The 23,860-nt window shown below is 55.4% G+C and carries 23 protein-coding genes; 11 read left to right on the plus strand and 12 right to left on the minus strand.

The annotated features are described in order from the left end of the window. The first annotated feature begins 22 nt into the window (after positions 1-22). From H7A51_01870 to rpsD, 5 genes are all read left to right on the plus strand, one after another. Entirely contained in the window at positions 23-1,162 is a 1,140-nt protein-coding gene (locus tag H7A51_01870; GenBank protein MCP5534961.1) for a beta-lactamase family protein, read from the plus strand. 79 nt (positions 1,163-1,241) lie between these two features. After that, positions 1,242-2,534, plus strand: coding sequence for a diaminopimelate decarboxylase (lysA, locus tag H7A51_01875; GenBank protein MCP5534962.1), 1,293 nt, complete (start codon positions 1,242-1,244; stop codon positions 2,532-2,534). Between the two features lie 242 nt (positions 2,535-2,776). Then, positions 2,777-3,145, plus strand: coding sequence for a 30S ribosomal protein S13 (gene rpsM / locus H7A51_01880; GenBank protein MCP5534963.1), 369 nt, complete (start codon positions 2,777-2,779; stop codon positions 3,143-3,145). Positions 3,146-3,353: 208 nt separating this feature from the next. Beyond that, positions 3,354-3,731, plus strand: coding sequence for a 30S ribosomal protein S11 (gene rpsK, locus H7A51_01885; protein ID MCP5534964.1), 378 nt, complete (start codon positions 3,354-3,356; stop codon positions 3,729-3,731). Between the two features lie 37 nt (positions 3,732-3,768). Further along, entirely contained in the window at positions 3,769-4,380 is a 612-nt protein-coding gene (rpsD, locus tag H7A51_01890; GenBank protein MCP5534965.1) for a 30S ribosomal protein S4, read from the plus strand. A gap of 87 nt (positions 4,381-4,467) precedes the next feature. Here the strand turns inward: rpsD and H7A51_01895 are convergent, their stop codons facing one another. Then, the gene (locus tag H7A51_01895) at positions 4,468-6,186 is read right to left on the minus strand and encodes an ABC transporter ATP-binding protein (protein ID MCP5534966.1); all 1,719 of its coding nucleotides are present in this window, start codon (positions 6,184-6,186) and stop codon (positions 4,468-4,470) included. A gap of 160 nt (positions 6,187-6,346) precedes the next feature. Here H7A51_01895 and H7A51_01900 point away from each other — a divergent pair, with 160 nt between their 5' ends. Together H7A51_01900 and H7A51_01905 are read left to right on the plus strand one after the other, a co-directional pair. Next, positions 6,347-7,126 carry a hypothetical protein gene (locus H7A51_01900; GenBank protein ID MCP5534967.1) on the plus strand — a complete coding sequence of 260 codons (780 nt, stop codon included), beginning with the start codon at positions 6,347-6,349 and terminating at the stop codon, positions 7,124-7,126. Positions 7,127-7,192: 66 nt separating this feature from the next. Further along, on the plus strand, positions 7,193-8,002 hold the full coding sequence (locus H7A51_01905; GenBank protein ID MCP5534968.1) for a hypothetical protein: 810 nt from the start codon (positions 7,193-7,195) through the stop codon (positions 8,000-8,002). Positions 8,003-8,234: 232 nt separating this feature from the next. On the opposite strand, the gene dnaG is transcribed toward H7A51_01905, so the two are convergent. Further along, positions 8,235-10,079, minus strand: a complete 1,845-nt coding sequence (gene dnaG / locus H7A51_01910) for a DNA primase (protein MCP5534969.1) — start codon at positions 10,077-10,079, stop codon at positions 8,235-8,237. Between the two features lie 99 nt (positions 10,080-10,178). Here dnaG and H7A51_01915 point away from each other — a divergent pair, with 99 nt between their 5' ends. The 3 genes from H7A51_01915 (at position 10,179) to H7A51_01925 (ending at position 13,598) form a co-directional block, all read left to right on the plus strand. Beyond that, positions 10,179-11,204 carry a chorismate-binding protein gene (locus tag H7A51_01915; protein ID MCP5534970.1) on the plus strand — a complete coding sequence of 342 codons (1,026 nt, stop codon included), beginning with the start codon at positions 10,179-10,181 and terminating at the stop codon, positions 11,202-11,204. Between the two features lie 150 nt (positions 11,205-11,354). Then, on the plus strand, positions 11,355-12,524 hold the full coding sequence (locus H7A51_01920) for a helix-turn-helix transcriptional regulator (GenBank protein ID MCP5534971.1): 1,170 nt from the start codon (positions 11,355-11,357) through the stop codon (positions 12,522-12,524). A gap of 177 nt (positions 12,525-12,701) precedes the next feature. Beyond that, positions 12,702-13,598: a PEP-CTERM sorting domain-containing protein gene (locus H7A51_01925; GenBank protein ID MCP5534972.1), complete on the plus strand. Its 897-nt coding sequence runs from the start codon at positions 12,702-12,704 to the stop codon at positions 13,596-13,598. A gap of 437 nt (positions 13,599-14,035) precedes the next feature. Here H7A51_01925 and H7A51_01930 read toward each other — a convergent pair whose 3' ends face one another. Genes H7A51_01930 through H7A51_01945 form a run of 4 tightly spaced genes read right to left on the minus strand, consistent with a single transcriptional unit; the run spans position 14,036 to position 16,642 of the window. Beyond that, positions 14,036-14,266 carry a hypothetical protein gene (locus H7A51_01930; GenBank protein MCP5534973.1) on the minus strand — a complete coding sequence of 77 codons (231 nt, stop codon included), beginning with the start codon at positions 14,264-14,266 and terminating at the stop codon, positions 14,036-14,038. A gap of 50 nt (positions 14,267-14,316) precedes the next feature. Beyond that, positions 14,317-15,864: an IS66 family transposase gene (locus tag H7A51_01935; GenBank protein ID MCP5534974.1), complete on the minus strand. Its 1,548-nt coding sequence runs from the start codon at positions 15,862-15,864 to the stop codon at positions 14,317-14,319. 51 nt (positions 15,865-15,915) lie between these two features. Continuing rightward, a complete protein-coding gene (gene tnpB / locus H7A51_01940; GenBank protein ID MCP5534975.1) occupies positions 15,916-16,269 on the minus strand; it encodes an IS66 family insertion sequence element accessory protein TnpB in 354 nt (117 codons plus the stop codon). Positions 16,270-16,273: 4 nt separating this feature from the next. Then, positions 16,274-16,642, minus strand: a complete 369-nt coding sequence (locus H7A51_01945) for an IS66 family insertion sequence element accessory protein TnpB (GenBank protein MCP5534976.1) — start codon at positions 16,640-16,642, stop codon at positions 16,274-16,276. Positions 16,643-16,728: 86 nt separating this feature from the next. Here H7A51_01945 and H7A51_01950 point away from each other — a divergent pair, with 86 nt between their 5' ends. Continuing rightward, on the plus strand, positions 16,729-17,229 hold the full coding sequence (locus tag H7A51_01950) for a PEP-CTERM sorting domain-containing protein (GenBank protein ID MCP5534977.1): 501 nt from the start codon (positions 16,729-16,731) through the stop codon (positions 17,227-17,229). Positions 17,230-17,298: 69 nt separating this feature from the next. On the opposite strand, the gene H7A51_01955 is transcribed toward H7A51_01950, so the two are convergent. The 6 genes from H7A51_01955 to H7A51_01980 all read right to left on the minus strand — a co-directional run bounded on the left by H7A51_01955 (position 17,299) and on the right by H7A51_01980 (position 23,791). Further along, the gene (locus H7A51_01955; GenBank protein MCP5534978.1) at positions 17,299-18,231 is read right to left on the minus strand and encodes a sugar phosphate isomerase/epimerase; all 933 of its coding nucleotides are present in this window, start codon (positions 18,229-18,231) and stop codon (positions 17,299-17,301) included. Between the two features lie 46 nt (positions 18,232-18,277). Next, a complete protein-coding gene (locus H7A51_01960) occupies positions 18,278-19,006 on the minus strand; it encodes a hypothetical protein (GenBank protein MCP5534979.1) in 729 nt (242 codons plus the stop codon). Positions 19,007-19,112: 106 nt separating this feature from the next. Beyond that, a complete protein-coding gene (locus H7A51_01965) occupies positions 19,113-21,257 on the minus strand; it encodes an AMP-binding protein (protein ID MCP5534980.1) in 2,145 nt (714 codons plus the stop codon). A gap of 162 nt (positions 21,258-21,419) precedes the next feature. Continuing rightward, positions 21,420-22,175 (minus strand): transcription antitermination factor NusB, encoded by a 756-nt coding sequence (gene nusB / locus H7A51_01970; GenBank protein ID MCP5534981.1) that lies wholly within the window; start codon positions 22,173-22,175, stop codon positions 21,420-21,422. Positions 22,176-22,285: 110 nt separating this feature from the next. Then, on the minus strand, positions 22,286-22,789 hold the full coding sequence (ribH, locus tag H7A51_01975; protein ID MCP5534982.1) for a 6,7-dimethyl-8-ribityllumazine synthase: 504 nt from the start codon (positions 22,787-22,789) through the stop codon (positions 22,286-22,288). An 81-nt stretch (positions 22,790-22,870) separates the two neighbouring features. Then, positions 22,871-23,791: a hypothetical protein gene (locus tag H7A51_01980; GenBank protein ID MCP5534983.1), complete on the minus strand. Its 921-nt coding sequence runs from the start codon at positions 23,789-23,791 to the stop codon at positions 22,871-22,873. Positions 23,792-23,860 lie beyond the last annotated feature (69 nt).

Here is a 23,860-nt window from a genome sequence, read left to right on the forward strand (position 1 = left end):
AGTTTGAAGTTTCAAGTAATCAGTGCATGAAGCGTCTGTGAATGTTGCCGAGCTCGAAAAAGCCTTTCAGAAGAATTTCACCCACAGGGGTGAGCTTGGTGCCTCGGTGAGTGTCTGGAGGCGTGGTGAGGAAGTGGTGTCGCTGCACCATGGGTGGTGCGAACGCGAGCAGCAACGGCCGTGGACAGCCGCTACGCTGGTGCCTTTTTACTCCACCACCAAAGGCTTGTCGGCGGCGACTTTGCTGGCGGTGCTGGATCGGCACGGCCTGACACCGGATGACATGGTGCGGAGCGTGTGGGAGGCTTTTCCGGTGGAGCAGGGGACACTGGGGCAGCTGATGTCGCACCGGCTTGGTCTGGTGGCGTTGGATAAAGCGGTGTCGACCTGGGATCATGACGCGGTGATATCCGCGGTGGAGGAGCAAGAGCCCAACTGGCCATTGGACGGTCCCGGGACAGGGCACGGCTACCACCCGAGGGTGCTGGGTTTTATCCAGGATGAAATCGTGCGGCGCATCACCGGCCGGACCCTGGGGCGGATGTGGCGGGAACTCATTGCCGAGCCTCTGGAGCTGGATGCCTGGATTGGCCTGCCCGAGTCTGAATTCGGCAGGGTGGCGACACTTTATCCCGGAAAACAAGACAAGGCCGACCTGGACAGTGGGTTTTACAAGGAGCTGCATACACCGGCTTCTTTGGTGAAACGCGGCTTCTTTTCGCCGAAGGGCATGCACTCGGTGCGCGAGATGAACGAGCCCCGTGCATGGCAGGCGGGGTTTCCCGCGATGGGGGGGGTGGGCAACGCAAGCTCGGTGGCCAGATTCTATCAGGCCGCCTGTGGGGCGATCGACTTTTTCCCCCCGCAAGTCCGTGAGTGGATGGGCTCGGTCAGATGCACCGGCATGGATAAGGTGTTACAGAGCCCGACCTCGTTTTCCTGCGGGTTTCAGTTCGATCCGCTGGACGGGTTCGGCAGGAAACTGAGGCATCACTACGGCCTGTCGCGGCGGGCTTTCGGGCATCCCGGTGCCGGTGGCAGCCACGCCTTCGGCGATCCCGAAAGCGGCTTGTCATTCTGTTACATCATGAACCAGATGGAGCTCAGCCCATTTCCGAAGGAGAAGTGCCTGGACATGATCAAGGCGATATATGTGTTGTAGGGGACGCGCAGGAGGGAAGAATCCACCGTCTTGAATCTTCTATCTTGTATCTTGCATCCCGCTAGTACAAACGATGGGCATGCACTCATTCCATTACCAAAATGGCTCACTCCACTGCGAGGATGTGGATCTGGCAGCACTGGCAGACGCACACGGCACCCCGGCTTACGTCTACAGCGCGAATACCATCCGCGACCACTACCGTCGGCTCGACCAGGCACTGGCTGAAATCGACCACGGCATCGAATACGCCGTCAAGGCCAACTCCAACCTCTCCGTGCTCAAGCTGCTTGTCGACGAGGGCAGTGGCTTTGACATCGTCTCCGGTGGCGAACTCCGCAGGGTCATCGAAGCCGGTGGTGATGCCGGCAAGTGCACCTTTGCCGGCGTGGGCAAGACCCGCGCTGAAATCGAATACGCCCTCGCCGAAGGGATTTACTGCTTTAATGCCGAGAGCGAGGAGGAGGTCGTCTTCATCGACCGGGTCGCTGGCGAAATGGGCAGGGTCGCACCTGTCGCCTACCGCGTGAACCCCAATGTCGATGCCAAGACCCACAAGTATATCTCCACCGGAAAATCCGAAAACAAGTTTGGCGTCGATTTTGAAGCTATCGATGCCGCCTACGAACGCGCCTCGCAGCTCCCCAACATCAAGTTGCGTGGTCTCCAGATGCATATCGGCTCCCAGCTGACCTCGCTGCAGCCGTTTATCGAGGCGGTGGAAAAGGTCTCCCCGCTCGCCGTCCGCTTGAAAAACGCCTACGGCATCGAGTTTTTCTCCATCGGCGGGGGCGTCGGCATCGTTTACGATCCAGCCCTCGAATCCGGCAAGCCCGACTGGTGGCAAGCCCAGGAAGAACAGCAAAAGCCCCTCACGATCGAGCAGTATGCCGCCGGAGTGATCCCCGCCCTCAAGCAAACGGGCCTTAGAATCCTCCTCGAGCCGGGCCGATACATCGTGGGCAACGCCGGTGTTCTTCTGACCCGTTGTCTCTACGAGAAAAAGGGAACGGCCAAAACCTTTCGCATCGTCGATGCCGGGATGAACGATCTCATCCGCCCCGCTCTGTACGAAGGTCACCACGACATCGTGCCGCTCAAGGAACCCGCCGGTGGCAGTAGCGCTGTCGATGTGGTGGGGCCCGTGTGTGAAACGGGTGACTTTTTCTGTCAAAACCGCGAGTTGCCCGACTTCGCCCCCGGTGATGCGATCGCACTGCTCAGTGCCGGTGCCTACGGCTTTGTCATGGCCTCGAACTACAATTCCCGGCCACTCCCCGTGGAAATCCTGGTCGATGGCGGCGGCTCCCGCGTGATCCGGCCACGCCAGACCATGGATGACATCCTCGCCACCGAAAAAGCGGCTTTGTAAGGCAAATCGCCCCGCATGGGGTGGCAGAGCTTGGCGATCATGGGTAAAACGTGTAAAATCAGGGGTTTATGCGAATAAATCCTAAGTTCTCACTTGCCAGACGGTTGATCTCTGCTATCTACCCCGTCCCGCGCGGCGTGCAGGATGTCCAGACGGACTGTCATACCCATTTCCTCAAAAGGGAAAAAGCAACGGTATGAGCACGCCTACCAACTACAAAATAACACCACCTAACTAAGGATATGGCACGTATATTCGGCATCGAAATCCCGAATGAGAAGCGCATCGAAGCTTCTCTTCCCTACATCTATGGCGTTGGTCGTCAAACGGCTAAACGCATCCTCGAGCAGGCAGGAGTGGATCCAGACATCCGCACCGGTCAACTCACTGAAGAGCAACTCGTCAAGATTGCCCAAGTCATCACATCGGAAGGTATCATCATCGAAGGTGACCTTCGCCGTGAAAAACAAGCCGCCATGAAGCGGTTGTCGGCTATTAACTGCTACCGGGGAATCCGCCACAAGGTGGGGCTTCCTGTGCGTGGCCAACGTACCAGCACCAACGCCCGCACCCGCAAGGGTAAGAAGCGCACCATCGGTGTAGTCAAGTAACCCATTGATCTAAAAATTTATTATTATGTCTGAAGAAGAAATCAAAGACGACGCAGTGGCAACCCCCGCTGCCGACGAAACTCCAGCTCCCAAGGAAAAGGCTGAAAAGGCTGCTCCTGTGGCTGAAGAAGCTGCCGAGGAAGCACCCAAGGCACCGGAAAAGAAGCGTGACATTTTTGCTGAAATCGCCGGTGGTGAGGAAGAGCAAATCCGCATCCACAAAGCCAAGAAAAGCAAGAATGTTACCACCGGTATCGTGCACATCACCGCGACCTTCAACAACACCCTTGTCAGCGTGACCGACCTCAATGGCAATGCCATCGGCTGGGCAAGTGCCGGTAAGATGGGTTTCAAGGGATCACGTAAGAGCACCGCGTATGCCGCTCAGGTCGTTTCCCAGGATGCCTGCCGCCAGGCAATGAGCCACGGACTGAAAGAAGCTGAAGTGCGCGTCAAGGGACCCGGCTCCGGTCGTGAGTCAGCCGTTCGTGCCGTGCAAGGCCTCGGTATCAACATCACCTCCATCAAGGACGTTACTCCTATTCCGCACAACGGTTGCCGCCCTAAAAAGGCCCGCCGCGTGTAATCAACCATCATTTTAACACTCTAACTACTTTAATATCATGGCTCGTTACACTGGCCCCAAAGATAAAATCAGCCGCCGCTTCGGCGTCGCCCTGTTCGGACCTTCAAAAGCTCTCGAACGTCGCTCCTTCCCCCCCGGCCAGCACGGTGTCCGTGCAGGTCGTCGTAAGAAGTCCGACTACGCAGTAGCACTTGGAGAGAAACAAAAACTCCGTTTCCAATTTGGCGTTCTCGAAAAGCAATTCCGTCTCTACTACGCGGAAGCAAGCCGTCGCCGCGGAATCACCGGTGAGGTGCTTTGCCAACTGCTTGAGCTCCGCCTCGATAACGTGTGCTTCCGTCTCGGATTCGGCAATACCCGCTCCGCCGCCCGCCAAATGGTGAACCACGGTCACATCCAGGTGAATGGCAAGCGCGTTGACATTCCAAGTTACCAATGCAAGCCCGGTGACACCATCACGGTGCAGGCCAAACCAAGCTCACAGCAGCTCGGCCTCCGCTACATGGACCTCACCCAGGCCGTGCCCCTTAAAGAATGGCTCACCCTGGACCGGGCCGCGATGAAGGGTCACATCACCCGCGTTCCTGAAAACGAGGACTTCGACCACCAGGTCAACGTCCAGCTCGTGGTGGAACTTTACTCTCGTTAATCAACAGGTTGGCAACACTCTCAAAACGGCGATTTGCTTAGGCAGGTCGCCGTTTTTTCGTGGCGACCAGAGGCCACCGCCACGGCGCTACCCCAGAAACGACTGCTTGCTCAGCTCGGCATACTTGCCGTCCTTGGCTAACAACTCGTCGTGTGTGCCTCTCTCGATGACCCTGCCACGATCCAATACGTAGATGCAGTCGGCGTTACGGATCGTTGATAACCTGTGCGCGATGACAAAGGCGGTCCTGTTTGCCATCAGGCGGTCCAAGGCCTCCTGGATGAGGCGCTCGGTCTCGCTGTCGACGGATGCCGTCGCCTCATCTAACAAAAGTATCGGAGGGTTCTTTAACAAGGCGCGTGCGATCGACAGGCGTTGCCTCTCGCCGCCGGAGAGTTTGACGCCGCGTTCACCGACGACGGTATCGAGTCCCTCGGAAAGTTCGCGCACAAAGTGATCGGCATTGGCGGCGGCCAGAGCCGACCACATTTCCTCGTCGGTAGCGTCGCGTTTGCCGAGCTGGAGGTTTTCCTTCACCGGGCCGTTGAACAGGAATGGCTCCTGCGTCACGTAACCGATCGTGGACCGCAGCGACGCCTTGGACACCGTGTTGAGCTCCACGCCGTCGATGGTGATGGAGCCGCTGCCGTATTCATAGAACCGGCACAGTAGATTGACGATGGTGGATTTCCCGGCGCCGGTAGAGCCAACCAGGGCTATGGTCTGCCCCGGTTTTGCCTCCAGGGAGATACCCTTGAGCGTCGGCTCCTTGTCGTAGGAGAAATTAAGCTTTTCTAACACAACGTGCCCGCGAACCGGTTGTTGCAGCTCCACTCCGGTGGTGGCATTCACTTCGATCTCCTCATCAAGGATGGCGAACACGCGCTCGGCGGCTGCGCGGGACGATTGGGTCATCTGGTTGAGCTGGTGCAGCCTGCCGAGCGGTTCATAGAGAGCCCAGATGATGGTGAAGAATTCCAACAAGACATCGATATTGAGATGGCCGTGGTATATTTGCCACGCCCCCACCCCGAGCACAAGCGTGTAGCCGATGGAGTTGAAAAAGCTCATCGCCGGCGCGTACAATGCCCAGGCTTTCATCACCACCAGGTTGGCATCACGGACCCGCGCCGAGGAATCATTGAAGCTCTTGAGTTCATCATCCTCGGCGGCATAGGATTTGATCTGGCGTATACCGGCGATGTTGTCGTGGAGGAGTGCATTCATCTCTCCGGTCGCTTTTCTTACCAGTCTGTATCGCTTGGCCGCATGCCTCGAATACAGCCAGGCACCGATGACTAACAGCGGCAGGGGAGCCAATGCGGAAACGGCCAGCAGCGGAGAACGGGTGAAGAGGAATGCGGTGACAATGGCGACCTGTAAAAACGCCACCAAACCCTGCTCGATACCATCGATCAGCACACGCTCCATTTGCGGCACATCCTCCGCCACACGGGTCATCACATCGCCCGTGCGGCGGGAATCAAACCATTTCAGCCGCAAACGCTGCAGTTTATCGTATAACTCGGAACGCAGATCGTAGATCGCGCGCTGCTCGAAGGTGTTGTTGATGAGGATGCGGAGGAAATTGAAAAAATCCCGACCGAAGAAGGCGACGAGCACGATGACGATGTAGGGCCAGAGCTTGTCGATCTGCCCCTCGGTGATCACCTCACGGGTAACGCGGCCCGTCATCAGGGGGAATGCGAGCAGCATGACGGTCATCAGGATGGCGCATACCAGCTGGGCTACAGCCAGTCTGGGGTACTTGCCTAGGTAGGAAAAGATGCGGAAAATAGTCTTCATCGGCGGGGGGCAGTAATAAAGCCCCTTGAGTAGCCATTGTAAAGACAAGGAAAAATAAGAGGAAATTTGGCAAATTTGGGATTGCCCCAGCCCCCCCTTGGCCACTAGTTTATCCATAACACACCGAAAACCCACGATCCCAACTCAATAGTATACGATTATGTCAAAAGTATTTGGAACCATAGCAGCCGTTTTCCTCGCTGCCTCTGCCTTCGTCGCATGGAAAAACCAGGAAGCCTACAAGGGGGAAATCAAAACCTACCAGACTGAACAAGCTGAGGAGAAGAGTACCATCAAGGAACTCAACAAGCAGCAGACACGCCTTGCCGACGCCGATGCCGCCAAACAAGGTTACATCACCAAAACGGCCGAAGTGCAGACCAAGCTGGATGGTGTCAACGCCGATCTGGAAAAAGCCAAGGAGGTGGTTGATGGTCTGAAAGAAGATCACAAAAACAAGGAGGCTGAAATTGCCAACGCCAATGACATTCTCAAGGACCTGCCCAACCCCAAGGAACTCGTCCCCAAGATCAAGCGGATGCGCTCCGAGCTGGCTGAAGCCACCAGCGGTATCGCTACCGAGGAGGCACGCCTCGCGAACCTGACCCGGCAAGACCAGAATGGTAAGCAGCGCATCAAGGAGACGCGCGAGCTTATTCGTTTGCAGACAACCGGTAAATCGTTCCCGACATTGAAGACCCGCATTAGCTCGATCTACCGCAACTGGGGATTTGTGATTCTCTCCGCAGGTGACAAGCAGGGCGTGGTTTCCGGATCCACCCTTGATGTCATGCGTGGTGGTGAAGTAGTCGGTAAACTCAAGGTCACCGCTGTTGAGGCTGGCCGGGCATCGGCCGACATCATCCTCGACTCCGTAGCCGAGGGCACCACCCTCCAGGCCGGAGACACCGTCGTGGCTGAGCGTGCTGCCGCTGAGTAAGCCGAGAGGCATCATCAAGACATTTCACACACCAACACCTACCAATCCAATACACATTTACTGACTATGAAAGCCATACTCTACGTCATCGCCATCGCCGCCATCGGAGCGGGCGGATGGTTCTCTTACGAGACCATGAACAAATTCACCCAGCTCAAGGCGGATCGTGAAGAGCTGGATAGCAACAACAAGAATCGCAGCGCCAGTATCGTCGATACCAAGAAAAAGGCCAAAGTGATGGAGACTGAACGGGATGCTGCCAAGTCAAAGCTGGCCGATACCGAGGCAGAGCTGGATACATCCGAGTCCAACCTCAAGCTCTCCAAGCGTGAGGCCGCTACATGGCAAAGCAAGATTGCTGAGCAAGACGAGAAGCTCGAGGAGATCCAGGCACTGATCACAAGTATCAAAAATGCCTTCAAGGAGCTTGGCGAAGACATCCAGCTCGACCAGGTTCCCGGTCTCGTCAAGCAGCTTGAGGATGACCTGAAAGAGGCGAACAGGAAGCTTGAGGAACTCCAGTCACTGGCAGGTGCCGCCGACAAGCGTGTGGCGACCAACAATGCCCAGATCAAGGATCTCTCCGAGCGGATCGCCAAACGTGCCGCACGTATTGCCGGTAACTCTGCCGAAGGAACCATCACGGCCATCAACCACGACTGGGGCTTCGCCATCGTCAACGTTCCAAGCAACATGCCTGTGGACGAGTCATCCAAGCTGCTGATCAAGCGTGGAACCTCCTTTATTGGCAATCTCAAGATCAATGCGATCGAGGGATCCCGCATTGTGGCTGATGTCGACTACAAGAGTATGAGCCCAGGGATGGTCGCCCAGCCTGGTGACGTCGTTGTACTCGCCAAGCCGGTGACTAACTAACGGTAACTAACGGCAAGTAATCGACCTCTAACCATTTTCAAAACGGAGTCCGGCAACGGGCTCCGTTTTTTATGGAGTGCGGACGGCTTGCCTCCGCTTTGTGGCTGGGAAGCTCGCTTCCTGCGGCGGGGTTTCATCGTGCTAGGAATGAAGAGCATTTGCAGCTATCGCTGGAATAGAAATCGGCAAGCTGATTCAGGAGAAAGCGGAGGCAAGCCTCGCGCACTCCATATCACCTAATAAACCTCTGCTGCAGATTCCGGAGGATTTCCTGCAGCTCCTTGGCCTCATTCATGAGTGCGATCATACGTTCCGGTCCGAGGTCGGGCTGGCGTAGCTTCGCGCGTATGGCCGCCTCCTTGTTCTGAAAATGGGTACTCACCAGCATGGCGGTGGTTTCCTCGGCGGCACGCACGGGGTTGCCCGGAGTGTCGCGGGTGAGTACGTCACGCAGTGCCCATTGGTCGTCTTTGCTCAGTGAGGTCAGGTAGGCCTGCACTGCGGACGGCTTTGTCGGGTCGGGTAACTTGGCGAGGATGGCGCGTAGAATCGAGCCACCCGGGAGTGATGCCAGAGGGTCACTGAGTGCCTCAAGTTGCTCCCCGAGCCATTCCTGGGCCTCTTGGGATGTCAGGGCCAGATGACAGAGGTAGGCGACGGAGCCATTGATGGGAGTGGGCGTCGTCTGTGTGGTTGCCGGATGTTGGGCATCGTGATCTTTATGCAGCTGGCGGTTTTCATACATCCTGGAGCGTGCCTGTTGTTTTTCCGCTTCCACCACAGCACCGCGCATTTCCTCGGTGCCGATCCCGAGCCGGGTGGCCACCTGGTTGATCAATGCGTCCTTGGTCATCTTGTCCCCCACATGGCAGATCAGTGTGGCGAGTTCATTGGCCAGGGCGGCGCGTTCCCGCACCGATGTGAGGTCGCGGGTGCTGGCCTCGTGCTCAAGTTTGACGACAAAGTACTCACGGGCGTTGTCGACCAGAGCCCTGAAGGCATCGGCACCGTTGCGCTTGATCATGGAGTCCGGATCATCCCCTTGCGGCATGGTCACCATCCGGATGTGCATGCCCTCGGGCGCCAGGATGGAAAACGCTTTGTCGGCCGCCTTGAAGCCTGCGGAGTCGGCATCAAAACATATCACCACGTCATTGGTGTAACGCTTGAGAAGACGGGCATGGTCGGGGGTGCAGGCGGTCCCCAGGGTGGCCACGGCACTGCCAATACCACTTTCATGGCAGGCAATGACATCGATCTGACCCTCACAGAGCAGGGCGAACTTATCCTTCGCCATACTGCGGCGTGCTTTGTCGAGTGCGAAGAAGACCTTCGATTTTTTAAACAGGGCGGTCTCCCGGGAGTTGATGTATTTTCCGCTGTTAGGATCTTCCCGGAGTTGCCTGCCACTGAAGGCAATGATGTCGCCGTAGTCGTTATGGATGGGAAACATGAGCCGACCCCTGAAGCGCACATAGAGTCCTGCGCCGGAGTTACGGTCGTCTTTTTTTCCCGCGAGGTCGCAATTGACCAGCTCCCGACCGCTAAAGTGGTGTTGACGGGCCCAGTTGAGGAACACATCGGGATTATCCGGCATCCAGCCAACCATCCAGCGTTCAGCCATGCCCTTGCCATAGCCGCGTGATTTGAGATAGTCACGGGCATGCTGGGCATCGGGTGAGCTGAGTAGCTGCTCGTGCATAAAGCGTGCCGCCTGGTTGTGTAGCTCGATCAGTCGAGACCTGCTGCGTCTACGTTGGTCCGCCTCAGGGTCGTAGGCGTCTTCCTGGATCAGGACCCCGGCGCGGGTGGCGAGTTTTTTGACGGCATCGGGGAAGGGCAGGTTCTCGTAGGCCATCACGAAGCCGATGGCGCTGCCGCCTTCACCACAGCCGAAGCAATGGTAGGACTGCCTGGCGGGATTGACCATAAACGAGGGGGTTTTCTCATTATGGAAGGGACAGTTCGCCTTGAAGTTGGAACCAGAGCGTTTTAACGGCAAGTAGGAACCCACCAGATCCACGATATCCGTGGCGGCGAGGATTTGCTCAATGGTTTCTTCTGGAATACGGCCCACGGCATCTTTTTAAGTTCCAAAATCCAAATACCAAATACCAAATGCATCGAAGGGCAAAATAATCTTGGAGTATTGCCTTTGTGGCTGTTCATTAGGGGTGTGCAAGCGACGAAGCATAAAGAGGGGTTGGCGTTTATGAAGGCTGGTGATGGTGCTTACGTTGTCGGTATCGGCCCCTTTGAGGAACATGCCCGGGCACCTGAGGGTGTCACAGCGTTTTACTGTAATGATTTCACCTTGTCGGATTCCCGCCCTTGGAAGATTCCCGCGCAAACATGCGAGCTCCGGAGCCTTGCCGAGATCGGTTTTGATTGGCAGGAGCTCGCTATCGACTGGCACGAGCTCGAGGCCGAGGGGTTTGCCAAGGTCTTTGCCGAGATCAATGAAATGATTATCCGTGGGGTGATTGAAAAATCAGTTCCAGTGGCGACGGAGAGGGGCCGGCTGGACGGCGCTGATGGAGTCATGGGCAGCGCACTGATCGGAAGAATGAAATCACTGGGTGCTCCCTTTTTCAGTTACGGCTGGAGTCTGGGTGAGATCGGTTTTTGCGGGGCAACCCCCGAGCTGCTTTTTCAACTGGACGGACAACACCTGAAAACCATGGCACTGGCCGGAACCGCCAAGGCGGATGAAAGGGAGGTGTTCGCGGTGGATGGCAAGGAAATCCGCGAACATGAATTTGTGGCGCAAACCCTGGTGGCCAAGCTTTCGGATATCGGAACCGTCACCAGAGCCGACCGCAGTATCATGGACTTGGGGCAGTTGGTCCATTTTCACACAGCCATCGAAGTGGAGTTGCTTGCCGAGCGTGGGATTGACGAATTGATCCGCCGTCTGCATCCCACCCCAGCACTGGGGCCGTTGCCGCGCACGGAGGAAACTCTGCAGATGCTTGCTGAGTGGCGGAGCAGGCTCCACTGCCCGTCGTGTTTCGGAGCCCCCTTTGGTTTGCTGAAAGACGGTGTGTTTAATTCCGTGGTGGCCATCCGCGGCGTGCACTGGCAGGGGCAGGAAATTGCTATCCCATCGGGCTGTGGCGTGATCGAAGCGTCACGCCTAGTGAATGAGTGGCGCGAGCTCAGGCTCAAGCGCGAGGCTGTGAAGGCGGTGATGCAATTATAGCAGGAAGTAAAAAAAATGTTGGATGATGTGACTTAAGCAAGTATAGGTCATGTCTACTGCTGTGTGGTGTGTTTTGCGTGAAATGGCACCACGGAATATGACGTATGGTTAATTGGATCATGGTCATGTAGCTCCACCAACCCATCGACGATGAATAAACCTGTAACTGATAGTAGTGTATTACGTGTAACGAGTTGCATCCTGACGGATTGTGAGAACCGCATTCTTCCTCTGAGTGAAGACGCCGCGCAGTGCGATGCGTTGGCTCTTTCCTTGAAAATTCAAAAATGTGAAAGGTGGAATGAGCTGGCGGAGTTGACGGTGCAAGGCATCGCCTCCCTGTTCGACGCTGTGGATGTTAGGTGGCTTGAAATGACGGCCGATGGAAAAACATCCCTTTGGACGTGTTCGTCGTCGGAACAATATGCCGGTTTTCTGGAAGAGAACCTAGAGTCGATCATCACCAGGTCGTCTGAAATGGGTGATTTTTCGGTCAAGGTGGGAGCCTTCCTGCACGCAGAGGAAGCGGAAGTCTACAGTCTGAGCGATTTCCTTTCAGCCTCAGAATTAGCAAACAATGACTATGTACAAACATTTCTGGAGCCCTTGGGTGTGGATGATATTCTATGCTTGCAGCTGTATTTTTCACACGGAGGCACGGTTATTCTTTCCTTGAGTATGCCAAAGCGGGAAATACTGAGCTCTGAAATCAGGAGTTTGAAGTTTCTTCAGTCGCATATCAGAATGGCTTGTTATAAGCTTGCGAAACTGGCGAGCTTCTCAAATCTAACCAGTGCCCTCAATGAACTGAGGCAGCAGGGGCAATCCGTCGGGATCTCAGTCATCTCGAGAGATGGCAATAAGCTGTGGGAGACTGATGACACCTCCCGCGATATTCTCAGAGAGTTAGGTGGAGGCGAAGACGATAACGGTAATATCCAAATGCCTGCTGAACTTGCTAGCTGGGTAAAATTGACCCTCGATGCGAATACCCGGCTATGTGCCGAATCGGCCGAGTATAAAAAGGTGCTCCAGCTCAATAAAGGCCGGGACATTGATGTCCGTTTACTTTTGGAAAGAGCGGGTAGCGGCGCATTGCTCGTTCTCAAACGCAGCAAGGCCACTGGCGACTACGGTGGCATGTTTACCCGCCGTGAGCTGGATGTGATCCGCTGCATCTGTGAGGGCATGTCTAGCCAGGTGGTTTCGGAGAAATTGTCGATTAGTAAAAGAACCGTCGATAAACACCTCGAGAATGTTTACGCGAAGCTTGGCGTAAGTAATCGACTGGCCGCTGTGATGCGGCTTCAGGGACTCTAATAAGATCGCTATTTCAAGCGGTGGCTGCGTGGCTGACCTACTACCAAACTCATAACTTAGTAATTTTACTTAATGGAAATTAACAAAAAAATATTGCCCTTTTTTTTAAAAACAATATTAATTTCGTGCGAGGCCTCAATGAACCGCTGCCTGTAAAACACCAAACTCTTACATATTATGAAACCAGTTAAAAAAATGAAATTGATCAATACTGCCGCCATGTTAGCGCTGACACTGCCTGTGTTGGCACAGAATCACACCCTTGAATTTACGGATGCTAACTGGAAAAACAGTAGCACGGGAAATACGAGTGAGTTCCTTAGCAATGGTAGTGGTAGACGTAATAGTGCCGGTTGGGATGCTTCTCATACACTTGCCAATGTAGATAGTTCAGGTATCGGAGCGACTCTGGAGATCAGCCATCAGCCCAATGCATGGAATATTGAAAACCGCCCAGCCTTGGCCACTTACTTCCCCAGTAATTCTGGAAGTGCTGGAGATATTTTGAGGTCTTGGAATAATGAATCTAATATACCGAACGGAGAAATCCCCAAGTTTACACTGACGTTTGATAGCACGGTCGCCCTGTTTCAAATCAGCCTTGAGGGCTTTAGGGGTGATGATGCTTGGCTGGTTCAAGCATACGATGCCAGCGGAAATCTTGTGGCTCCAAACTGGGCCAATGCCAATCAGGCTACCGTAACCAACCCCGGTGCGGCCCTGGGTAACACGGCTATTAATCTCCTCAGTAAGACTGGGGTGAACGGCGCGACGGGAGCCGAGGCTCTGGCTGCTGGTAAGTATGACAGATCAAACAAAGGCTTTACCGTGTGGAATCAGGACAACGTCTTCGAGCGTGGAGCTGCCATCCTCGATTACAACGGTGCTCACATCAACAAGCTCGTCTATAGTATGATCGAGGTAGATACTGCGGATGGCACCCCGACAGGGGCACCCGCTGATCAGTCGATGTATATTGGTAGTGGTATCGTGTTCCAGCAAGTTCCCGAGCCGTCCAGTGCCGCCCTGCTTGGCCTTGGCGGTATCGGAATCCTGTTACGCCGTCGCCGCTAGTTTTCTTTATTATTCAATATAGAATCTCTACGTTAACCCGCCTCTTTTCTGGAGAGGCGGGTTTTTTGTTTATTGCCTTGCCATGTTTCTGGGGTCGGATCATTTCGCTTTCACTGGGTAGATCTTTTTAGAGGTAGCGTAATTCCACACCGATCTCATGCACTTAGCCCGCCTTAAGGGTTACGCATTATTGCGTAATTTTTGGGTGCGTGTGTATTTTGAACTTATATGGCCATGTGGGATGGTAATTATACATTTTTCTTGGTTTTTAATGTATAATTTTAATTAAATCATTTTTTTATAAAAAATGGTTGACTATCAACCACGACCATTATAAATATACCAGTGTTGAGTAAGTCATAACCATGAAAAATTATAATAAATTCTATATAGGCAGCTGGATTGCATTTGCTACCATGGCTTGTAGTCTGCTAAATTCATTGGGTCAGAGCATCACTGGCAACGTGCAGAATGTCTATACGCATACCCGATATGCCACCATCGAGTCGTCTTTTCGCATCGACAACTTGACGGTAGGAGGCACCGAGTTTTTTGGAGGCGCTGGAAACATCCTCTGCTCGGATTTCGATGGTAAGTCGATCGACGAGGATTCGGAAGTATACCGTAAGCGATCCGTGAAGAGCCTTCTGAGTAGGCTTGATATTCACGATGAAAGTGTGATATGTGTCACACTTTTAATTTTTCCCAATAGCCGCGTTCAAGCAGCGGCTGCGTTTTCCTGAGTTGCGGTCCGCACCCATGCGGCGGGGAGGAGTTGATGCAGGTCGTCCTGGTTGGTTGTGGTCAGGAGTTTTTCAAAGACCCATTTCAAATACGCGTAGGGGTCTTTGCCGAGGATGCGGCAGTTTTCAACCATGGTGTAGAGTACGGCACTGCGCCAGCCGGTTTCCTCGCCTCCGATGAAGAGCCAGTTCTTGATGCCTATTTTTGTGGGACGCACGCCGCGTTCGACGGAGTTGTTGTCGATGTGAACCTCCCCATGGTGAAGGTAGACGATGAGTTTGCTCCACTGGTTCAGTGCATACGCCGCCGCCCCACCCAGGCCGCTTTTGGGCAGGTGTTTGTTTTTAACTTTGGTGATGAGGTGGTGGAGGCGTTTAGTGATCGGGCGGCTTTGCCGTCGTCGGTAGTATTTGCGGACTTCGGGAGCCGAGTCCTTGTATTTTTCTTCGATCCGGTAGAGTTGCTGGATGAGGCGCAGGATCTTTGCCGCAAGCACGGGGTCTTCCTCCAGGTTGTCGTAAAATTTGCGACGGGCGTGTGTCCAGCACCCCGACTGGGTGATGCCTTCGTTGTCGCCGGACCATTTGTTGTAGGCACCGTGGCCGTCACTTTGGAGGATGCCTCTGAAAGTATCTTCTTCGTCTGCGTTTCCGAGGATGGCGGCGAGGCAGCTGGAGTCACGGCCTGTCTGCCAGTCGTAGACGATGGTGTTGTGCGCGGGGTTCTGGTAGAGCCAGAGGTAGCCTTTTCTTGTACTGCCGTGTCCGGGGCTGAGGTAGTCGATGGGGGTTTCATCGGCTTTGACGTAGCTGCTTTTCCGGAGGTCGCTGACGAGGAGTTTCCAGAGGGGCTGGAGGAGGTCTGCGCCAACTTCCATCCAGTGGCTCATGGTGTTGCGGGGGATGTTGATGCCGTAGCGACGCGACATGATTTGCTCCTGCCGGTAGAGCGGGAGGTGGTCGCAGTATTTGCCGGTGACGATATGGGCTAACAGTGAGGGGCTGAGGATGCTTCCCTCGAGGATAGTGGGCGGCAAGGGCGCGGTGTGGATGCTGGGTATGGCCTCGTTCTTTTTGACGTAGGTGGGCCGGATGATGAGTCGGCGGGTGTAGCGGCCGGGTTCGACATCGAGCCGCTCGCTGGTGCGCTGGCCAATGCGGCGGTAGTCCTCCGGCTTGGCGCGGACTTCATCGGGGATGATGACCTCCTCGACGGTGGGGAGGTTGGCGGGCAGCCGGGGTTCGCGGGGCTTGCGCTTACAGACAGGTTTGAGCTCACGCTTGAGTTCTTCAGCCGCCGGTGCGTCCTCTTCGCAGTCGGCGGCGCAGGGCTTTTTTGCGGTGTCTGGGTCGAGCAGAAGTTCGAGCTGGGCGGGGTCGAGCTTTTCACTCTTGCTGCCATAAATGATGCGGATGAGGTGGTCGATTTTCTTTTCAAGCAGGGCGATTTTCTCGCGCTGGCTTTCTATAATCTCACGCTGTGAGGCGATGATTTTGTCTTTATCCTCTTCCGTTTGGCTCACATACTAACAACGTCAGCGGGCGGTGTTTTCTTTCTAACATTTATGGTTTTTTTACGGCTTTTCATACCATGCGCGTTTGCATCCGTCGCGCAGGTCGATGCCGTCGGTGAGCATGGCAAGGGCGGTGGCCTCAAGGCTGATTTTGCCATGCTTGCTGTGACTGTGTTTTGGCCAGCTGTAGCGTCCTTTTTCGAGACGCTTGGAGAGCACCCAGAGGCCGCTGCCGTCCCAGTAGAGTATCTTGAGCAGGTTGCGGCGTTTGTTGGTGAAGAGGAAGGCGGCTCCGCTCTGGGGGTCGGCACGGAGTTTGCTTTGCACGACAACGGAGAGTCCGTTAAAGCTCTTGCGCATGTCGCAGGGTTCGGTGGCGAGGTAGATTTTGAGGCCGCTGTTGAAGGTGAGCATTGTTCTAGCGGGACAGGACTTTGATGAGTTCGGCGGCCAGCGACACCTGGCTGGCGTCGACAAGGTGGATGCGGTTTCCTCCACTGAGCTCCACGACAAGGCCTGTTGCGGATGAGGCGGCCGGAGTGATTTCCACCAGTGAGTCAAGAGAAGGCTGAGCTTGCTTCGCCTCCTTGCGTTTGCGAACCCAAGAGGCGAAGGTCGGGTAGGTCAGGCCATACTTACGGGCGAAGCCCAGTCCGCTCATTGAGCTGCGTTCGAAGGCGTCGAGCAGTGCTTCCTTGTGTTCCGGACTGAGGCGCATCCGCCCTAGCTCGTCGGTGGTGATCGGGATCAGGGGAACGTCATTTTCAATAAGTGTGATAGATTCCATAGCTATGACACTTACACCATCTTCCGACCTCAGAGGAGATTTGAGTGAGGGCTCTTCATCGACCGCTTACAGTATACCCGCGTCAGGTGACGCTGCAATTAGGGGCAATCGAGGATCTGGACATCTGGGATCGTTACACGACAACGCAAAACGAATCCCTGGCGGTCGCCCAAGTGCGCTGGATGATCGACAACCGTTACGATTCCTATTTTCTGAATCCGGAAAGCAACACCAGTGTCATGCAGTATTCATTTCAGAACGTGATATGGGAAATCATGGCCGACGGAGGCACGGCTGCCGGGCTGGATTTTGCAACTGGTGATATCGATCGCACGATATACAGCGACACGAGTTACTATGGTTCATCACTGTGGACAAACATGAACCAGTTGCTCAGCGATGTGAAAAACTCGGGAGTGACCGAAAGCTATGTGGGCACCACGAGAATATACGCTGCGCTCGACACTCGTGCTGGGTATCAGGACTACCTGTTTCTCGCTAATGGGGTAGACACGGTTCCCGAGCCATCTGGCGTTGCTCTGCTTGGTCTCGGTGGTATCGCCATGTTGCTTCGCCGCCGCCGATAATTTTCTTTGACATTCATTGTAGAATACCTGTGTTGCCCGCCTCTTCTCTAGGGAGGCGGGTTTTCTCGTTTACCCTTCCAGGGTTTCGGGAAACGCGGCCTTCCAGACCTGGAGGGCTTCTTTGATCTGCTCGGCCTTCCGGGTAGGGGAGAGCTCCCAGACGAAGGGTTTGTGTGGGTCGATGTGGCGCAGGAGCTTTTTGAAATCAAGCTCGCCTGTCAGCGGGACTCGGTGATCGCGCTCGGGCCAGTAAACATCGTGGACGTGGCAGCCGATGAGGTAGGGAGCCATTTTCCCGAGCCATTGGTCGTGGTCGAGTAGCCCGAGGTTGTGTTTGAGCTGGACGTGACCGAAGTCGTGCCAGTAGCCGATCCATGGGTTGTCCTTAAAGTAATCCTGGAGCCGGACCATCTCGTTTTCGCTGGGCACGTCTTCGAACCGACTGCGTGATTCTACCGCTAGCGGGATCTTGAGTTCAGCGGCTTTTTCTGCGAGTTTTTCCAATGCTTCGATGGCGCGTTGGTAGTAGAGGGGAGAAAGTTTTTCGCGTTTCTTGACGAAATCAAGTTTGGCTTTAGCAAATTTCGGGCTCAGTTGCTGGCCCTCTTTAACCATGGATGTGATGCGTTTGGTCCATTTTTTTGACGGCATGGGAACCGAGCCCATGTGCATGACGATGTAATGCGCTTTAAATTCCGCAGCCACTTCAAGGGTCTTTAAGGTCATCTCCATGGCGCGTTCGCGGTCGTAAGCACGGTGTGATGTAAACTCGTAGGCGTCCGGGGCGTCGATCATGACTTCGACGGGTGCCGGAAAGTAGTTATGCACGCCGGAGCAGCGGAATTTTCCTGCACGGTAGGCTTTCTGGATGCCAGGAAACTTGCTAATGGTCATACCATGGCTGAGCTCCATGGTGTCGAAGCCTAGTTCAAGGATCTCATCGATCATCTCATCACCTTCGGTGTGGCGTGAGTTGTTCCAACAGGTAGAGAAGCTTAGCATCTTGGGAATGGAGAAATGGACGAGTGAAAAATGAAAAATTGGTGCGTTAGGGGAGTTTCCATGTTTTTCTAAGTCGTTGATACTCCGATTGGGGTAGGAGGACGTAGACGGGGTTTTTGCCGGGGTCGATGCGGGCGATGAGTTGTTTGAGCATGGCCTCGTGCATCGTGGTGCAGCCGGCGGTGGGTTTGCTGCCGCCGCCGCGCCAGATGTGGAAGAAAATGGCCGAGCCAAGGCCGGGGACAGGTCGACCGCCGAGGATGGCGTCGTTATGGCCAATGTAGAGCTTCAGTGAGTGCGCGTGGTCGTTCTGGCGCATCTGGGCCTTTTTTTCGAACGTGGTTTTTGGCGGGTGGTCGATAACCAGATGCCGGTTGTAATGGGGGGATGTCCGGTCCTCGACCCACAGGTCCTGTGGGGTGATACGACGGTACTTCAGCCCCGGATGGTGGGCGATCCGTTCGGCGTATCCGTAGGCACCGCCGATTTTGAAAATACCCGCCGGTGCCCGGCCGTCGCCCTCACGTTTGGTCGGGGCGGTGGAGCTTACCTTGGGGTGGATGCCATACCCCCAGGCAAGGCCGTTGCGACCGAGCCGGCCGGTCCAGGGCTGACCGATGGTTTTCCACGCGCGGCCATCATTTTCATAGACGGTGAGGGTGACGTGGGAAGAGTTCCAGCCACTGGATACACCGACAACGACCTGGGTGCAGTTTCCGGGAACCTGGGCGACAGCCCATGGAATGCTAAGGAAAAGAAGAATGAGGGCTTTCATGGGGGCGGGAGGGCTGGGCGAGGTTCTAACTTGTCGGCGGGATATGAGAATCCGTTGTGCTTGGGTTGCGTGTTCCTTGGGTTTGTAGGCAAGTTGCAAACTTGCCCTACCTTTCGGCCAGCTCCTGGCAGCCTTTGATGTCGAGCTTGCCGGATGCGAGGATCGGGATTTCTTCCGTGGGGATAAACGTTTTAGGGCACCAGAGGCTGGGCAGCCCCTCGTCCATGAGTTTGTAGCGAAGATCGATGCACTCCTGCTCCAGGGTGTCACCGCAAATGGTTGTCAGTAGAGCGATGGCCTCCCCCTTTTGTTCATCAGGGATGCCGACCACTGCGATACGGCGTTCGGTGTCCTGGTCGAGACCCAGCACCTTGGTGATGATCGCTTCCACGGTTTCGTGGGGAACCATCTCGCCGCCGATCTTGGAGAAGCGTGACAGGCGGCCTTCGATGTAGAGGAAGCCATCGGCGTCGACACGACCGATGTCGCCGGTGTTGAACCAGCCATCGACAATGACTTCCGCGGTTTTCTTGGGGTTGTCCAGGTATCCGGGGAAGATGTTGGCGCCCTTGAGCCAGATGGTGCCCTGGGTGTCGATGGGGCAGGTCCTTCCCGTGGCGGGGTTGGTGATCTTGACAGCGATGCCGGGCAGGAATTTCCCAACTGAGCCAAAGCGATTGGTTTCGATCACCGGCGCGTCGCCTTGCTGGGTCAGGGTAGGCAGGTTGACGTTGGTGGCCGGTGAGGTTTCGGTCAGGCCATACCCTTCCATGGGGAGGATGCCGAATTTTTCCTTGAATGAAGTGGCGAGCGACTCGGGGAGTTTTTCAGCACCGGTTACCACGTAGTCGAGCGATGACAGCTGCTCAGGCTTGACCCGCTTCATGTAACCCCGCAGGAAGGTGGGGGTGGAAAGCAGCATGTTGACGCCGTGCATATCCACCAGCTCGGCGAGGCGTTTGGTTTCCAGGGGGCTGGGGTAGGTTACCAGGTTGATGCCCTGGATACAGGGATACCAGAGGGTGACGGTGCTGCCGAAGGAGTGGAACAGCGGCAGGCAGCCAAGGACTTTGGCATCGTGGCCGAGGTGCATGCGACAGCCGAACTGGCAGACATTCGCCAGCACGTTGCGGTGGGTAAGCGGCACACCCTTGGGCTCGCCCGATGAGCCGGAGGTAAAGAGCAGGACCGCTTCGTCGTCGCCCTTGGATTTTCCCAGGCCGAGGATTCCGGCAATCACCCCTGCCGGGAGGATCTTGCTCAGGATCACCCAGCGGATGATTTTTTTCTTGATGGCGGGGAGTGTGCGTTCGATGAAAATCAAGTCCCTGTTAGGTGGCCATGGGAAAGAGGGGACCTTGCGCACAAACGGATCTGCGGTGATGAACTTATCAACGCCGGACTGGCGGATCGATGACTGCACCGCGGAGTGACTGGAGGTGAAATTGATGTTGACCGGGATTTTTCCGGCAAAGAGCACGGCCAGGTTGGCGACCATGCCGCCTTTTCCAGGAGGGAGGAGAATACCGACGCGCTTTTTGTTCGTCTGTTTTTTGATCTCTATGGAAAATGCAATGGCGGCACCGAGCAGTTTGTCAAAAGTCGTGGCTGAGTCGTCGGTGCCATCAAACAGCGTCGTGGTGGAGCCATGTTTTTTGAGCCCCTTGAGGATGGTGACCGGCAGGGAGTCATTGAGGAACGACCGAGCGGAAAAAGCGACCTCCTCCGCTGCGTGGATGGCCTGCCTCCATGCGGCCGCACTCAAGTCTTTGGCGGGAATAAGGGGGGCAAATGAAAAGACGGATGCCGGTAGTCGACCCAGGTTCTCCGGTGCGTTTGCCAGTTCCGCCGGCTTGCTGACAGAGACCGGGAGCACCGGGAGGCCGAGGGAGCAGAGCTGCTTCAGTGTGTCCGCTTGAATATGGCAGCACTCGCCGTCATGTGCAGTTACCAGGCCGGCCAGGTAGATGATCATTGCTCCGTCGTCCAGCTTCTCTCGCAGCGTATCCCCGATCGACTTGGGAGCCTTGTCCTTGGCTGAGAAGGCGACGGCCTTGACGCCATCGCGCTCAAGGTAGCTTCTTACCGGCGCATCCAGCACAACGCCCTCCTCACACAGCCAGGTGAGCTTCTTACCGGCTAAAATTTGCTCAAGGTGGAGCATCTCATGGAAATCGAGCCGCCCGGGTATGACCAGTGCCCCTTCTTGAGGGATGTTTTTTTCTCCGTGGATTTCGATTTTATGACTCATGAGCGAGATGGCGTGTGTGTGTTGTAGAGCGAGCGTGGTGCATGAAAGCGATTCGCTGGGAACGATAAAACCATCTCCCCATTCCCGCTGCAAGCTGTAAGCTTACATTCCTGCCATATTCTACCCGGCTGGTGTTGACCGCCGTTCAGGCGCGGGAGCGGGTTAGAGTGCATCCAACACCCCGTTGATGAAGCGGGCGGAATCGGTCGTACCGAATTTTTTGGCGATTTCAATCGCCTCGTTGATACTGACGGCCCGTGGAATGTCATCACAGTTCTGGATCTCAAAGGTGGCGAGCCGGAGGATGGCCCGGTCGACCGGATCAACCCGCTCAGGCGCAAAGTTCTCAACAATCCTGGCAAGTGCGTCATCGATGCGGGCCTTGTTGTTGAGGATGCCTTGCACCAAGGTCTGGGTTTCACGGCGAAAGAGGGTGATTTCCGAACTGCTCGCGCGCAGGTGGACGAAGTCGCCTACGGTCGAATCAGGGTCCTCGATCGCGTCAAGCCTTTCGGATACCCGCTGCAAGTGATTGATGGCGGCGGTTATGACTTCGAGCTTGTTTTTCCAGGTGGGAAAATCCTCGATGACCTGGTGCCATGTCGCCCGGAGTCCGGTGAGGGACCGGTTGGTATTGATCACATCCTCAATCGTATGGCTGGCTAGTGGGTCACCGCTTTTGCTGTGAACCGCCGTTTTCAGGGACTTGATAGATTCTGTGAGCTTGTTTTCCCGGGTGAGTATTTTGTTGAGCGCTGAAATGATTTCGGCTGTGCCATTGGCTGCCTTGAGCTCGGCCAGGCAGGCAGGCGACTTGTCGACGAGTCTGGCGAGGCGGTTATCGCGGCCTTGGGCGACGTGTAGGATGGCTTTGGCTTTTGCCAGGGCGAGTTTCCTCAGGCTGCTTTCCTGGATCATTTGCCAGAAAGCCTCCTGCATGTCGGCAGCCTCAGGACCGTCCTCGAGGTCGGCAAAGTAGAGAAACTGGACAGCGGTTTCGCGGATGTTGCGGCGTTGTAGCATTACCGTCATGCGTTGCTTGGAAAAACGCGGGAGGTGGAGCGTTTAAGTTGTTGGAAGGTGTCACAGATGGCAACGGCGGCCCTGGCTGCTTCTTTGCCCCGGTTGAGTTTGTTGCCAATGCACCGGGCATAGGCCTGTTTTTCATCGGCACAGAGGATGACTTCATGGATCACGGGGGTGGCATGACTGACGGCAATGCGCTGCAGGGCGTGGGTGACGCTTTCGGCAACCAGATCCCCGTGGGCAGTTTGACCCCGGATGATGAGACCCAATGCAATGACGCAGGAGGGCCTGTCACTACGCATGATTGCCTCGACCGTGGCTGGGATCTCAAAGGCGCCGGGCACCCGGACGAGATCAATCTGGGCATTGGTGGTGAGTTCGTTGAGTTCCTGTTCGGCATTTTGCACCAGCGCATCCGTAAACTCGGCATTGTATTGCGAGGCCACGATGGTGATGGTGGTTTTATGGTTCAAGCTGCGGGGCTTGGGTGGCAAGACCTTGGACATGCTGGTGGATAATGCCGAGGGGTGGTGCCTTGCAAGGGTGAAGTTTGGAAGTTTTCATGCGAGGCGCCGGTTTTTTAAAAATCAGGGTAGTGGAGCAAAGACGTTGAGCGCGCTTTTTGTGCTGATGTTTTGATTTTTTGCGTAAGCCTTGGCCGCACGGAGTCTTAACGCGTCGCGATCCTCAGCTCGAAACCATCCCTCCAGCACATCGTGGAGGATAAAGGCGCCGGGGTACATATTGGAGGCGGTCATACATACCGGGCGGACTTCCGCTTTGCTCAGGTTGTTGGCAAAAAACCGTTTGCTTTTGCAGCAGAGCACGGCCACATCCACCTTCTGCGTCCGATGGGGGTTGGCTGTGGGGGTGGGAACCCTGAATTCCATCAGCCCGTTATGCCCAATGAAGGCCAGGAAATCAGCCCCGCCCTCCAGGTTAAGGTGGTATTCCCTGGTGCTGTCTTTGATGGCGATACTCTCGTAGCGCTGTCCGGCGGCACTTTGGCAGAACTGATCGATACTCGTCTTGATGCTCGACCCCTGCCACGCATCCACCACCATGATCGCCTGGCTGCGCTTGTGTTGAAAAACCAGCCTTTCCAGGACCTGTGGGTTTTTGGGTGCCTTGCCGACCGATAAGCGTTTCCACAATGCGCTGTTGGAGAAGTATGACCGCGCCCCGTCGGTACAGCCCCAGTAGAGGTTGTTGGCCGGGTCATCCCCGTTTCCAATCTTGGCCGGGACCGGGGCGATCCCCTGCGATTCGTTGTCACACAGTGCCACATAGACGTGGATCATCTTGAAGTTTCTCCCCGTCTCGGCAGGAGGCTGCGGATTGGGTGTGATGTTTTTCGCATCGCCCTGATTGCATGCCGTTAGCATGGGTAGGACGACCAAGGCGACGATACTTGTTAGAATACCTGGTTTCATGGATCTTTCCATAACATACGCGTAGCGATAGACCGTGCTGTCATCCAATCGATGGTTTTCACGGGGTTTGAACATAGTAAATAAATAACACAAAAATAAGTGAACAAAAACTTGCTATGATGAGGTCTATGGAGTAGAAGAGGG

This window comes from Akkermansiaceae bacterium, from assembly GCA_024233115.1.
Taxonomy (GTDB): Bacteria; Verrucomicrobiota; Verrucomicrobiia; order Verrucomicrobiales; family Akkermansiaceae; genus Oceaniferula.

Coding starts and splice junctions, on each gene's coding strand:
- lysA (MCP5534962.1), top strand. CDS start 1,242: ATGCACTCATTCCATTACCAAAATGGCTCACTCCACTGCGAGGATGTG.
- rpsM (MCP5534963.1), top strand. CDS start 2,777: ATGGCACGTATATTCGGCATCGAAATCCCGAATGAGAAGCGCATCGAA.
- rpsD (MCP5534965.1), top strand. CDS start 3,769: ATGGCTCGTTACACTGGCCCCAAAGATAAAATCAGCCGCCGCTTCGGC.
- H7A51_01895 (MCP5534966.1), bottom strand. CDS start 6,186: ATGAAGACTATTTTCCGCATCTTTTCCTACCTAGGCAAGTACCCCAGA.
- H7A51_01900 (MCP5534967.1), top strand. CDS start 6,347: ATGTCAAAAGTATTTGGAACCATAGCAGCCGTTTTCCTCGCTGCCTCT.
- H7A51_01905 (MCP5534968.1), top strand. CDS start 7,193: ATGAAAGCCATACTCTACGTCATCGCCATCGCCGCCATCGGAGCGGGC.
- H7A51_01920 (MCP5534971.1), top strand. CDS start 11,355: ATGAATAAACCTGTAACTGATAGTAGTGTATTACGTGTAACGAGTTGC.
- H7A51_01925 (MCP5534972.1), top strand. CDS start 12,702: ATGAAACCAGTTAAAAAAATGAAATTGATCAATACTGCCGCCATGTTA.
- tnpB (MCP5534975.1), bottom strand. CDS start 16,269: ATGCTCACCTTCAACAGCGGCCTCAAAATCTACCTCGCCACCGAACCC.
- H7A51_01945 (MCP5534976.1), bottom strand. CDS start 16,642: ATGGAATCTATCACACTTATTGAAAATGACGTTCCCCTGATCCCGATC.
- H7A51_01955 (MCP5534978.1), bottom strand. CDS start 18,231: ATGCTAAGCTTCTCTACCTGTTGGAACAACTCACGCCACACCGAAGGT.
- H7A51_01960 (MCP5534979.1), bottom strand. CDS start 19,006: ATGAAAGCCCTCATTCTTCTTTTCCTTAGCATTCCATGGGCTGTCGCC.
- H7A51_01965 (MCP5534980.1), bottom strand. CDS start 21,257: ATGAGTCATAAAATCGAAATCCACGGAGAAAAAAACATCCCTCAAGAA.
- nusB (MCP5534981.1), bottom strand. CDS start 22,175: ATGATCCAGGAAAGCAGCCTGAGGAAACTCGCCCTGGCAAAAGCCAAA.
- ribH (MCP5534982.1), bottom strand. CDS start 22,789: ATGTCCAAGGTCTTGCCACCCAAGCCCCGCAGCTTGAACCATAAAACC.
- H7A51_01980 (MCP5534983.1), bottom strand. CDS start 23,791: ATGTTCAAACCCCGTGAAAACCATCGATTGGATGACAGCACGGTCTAT.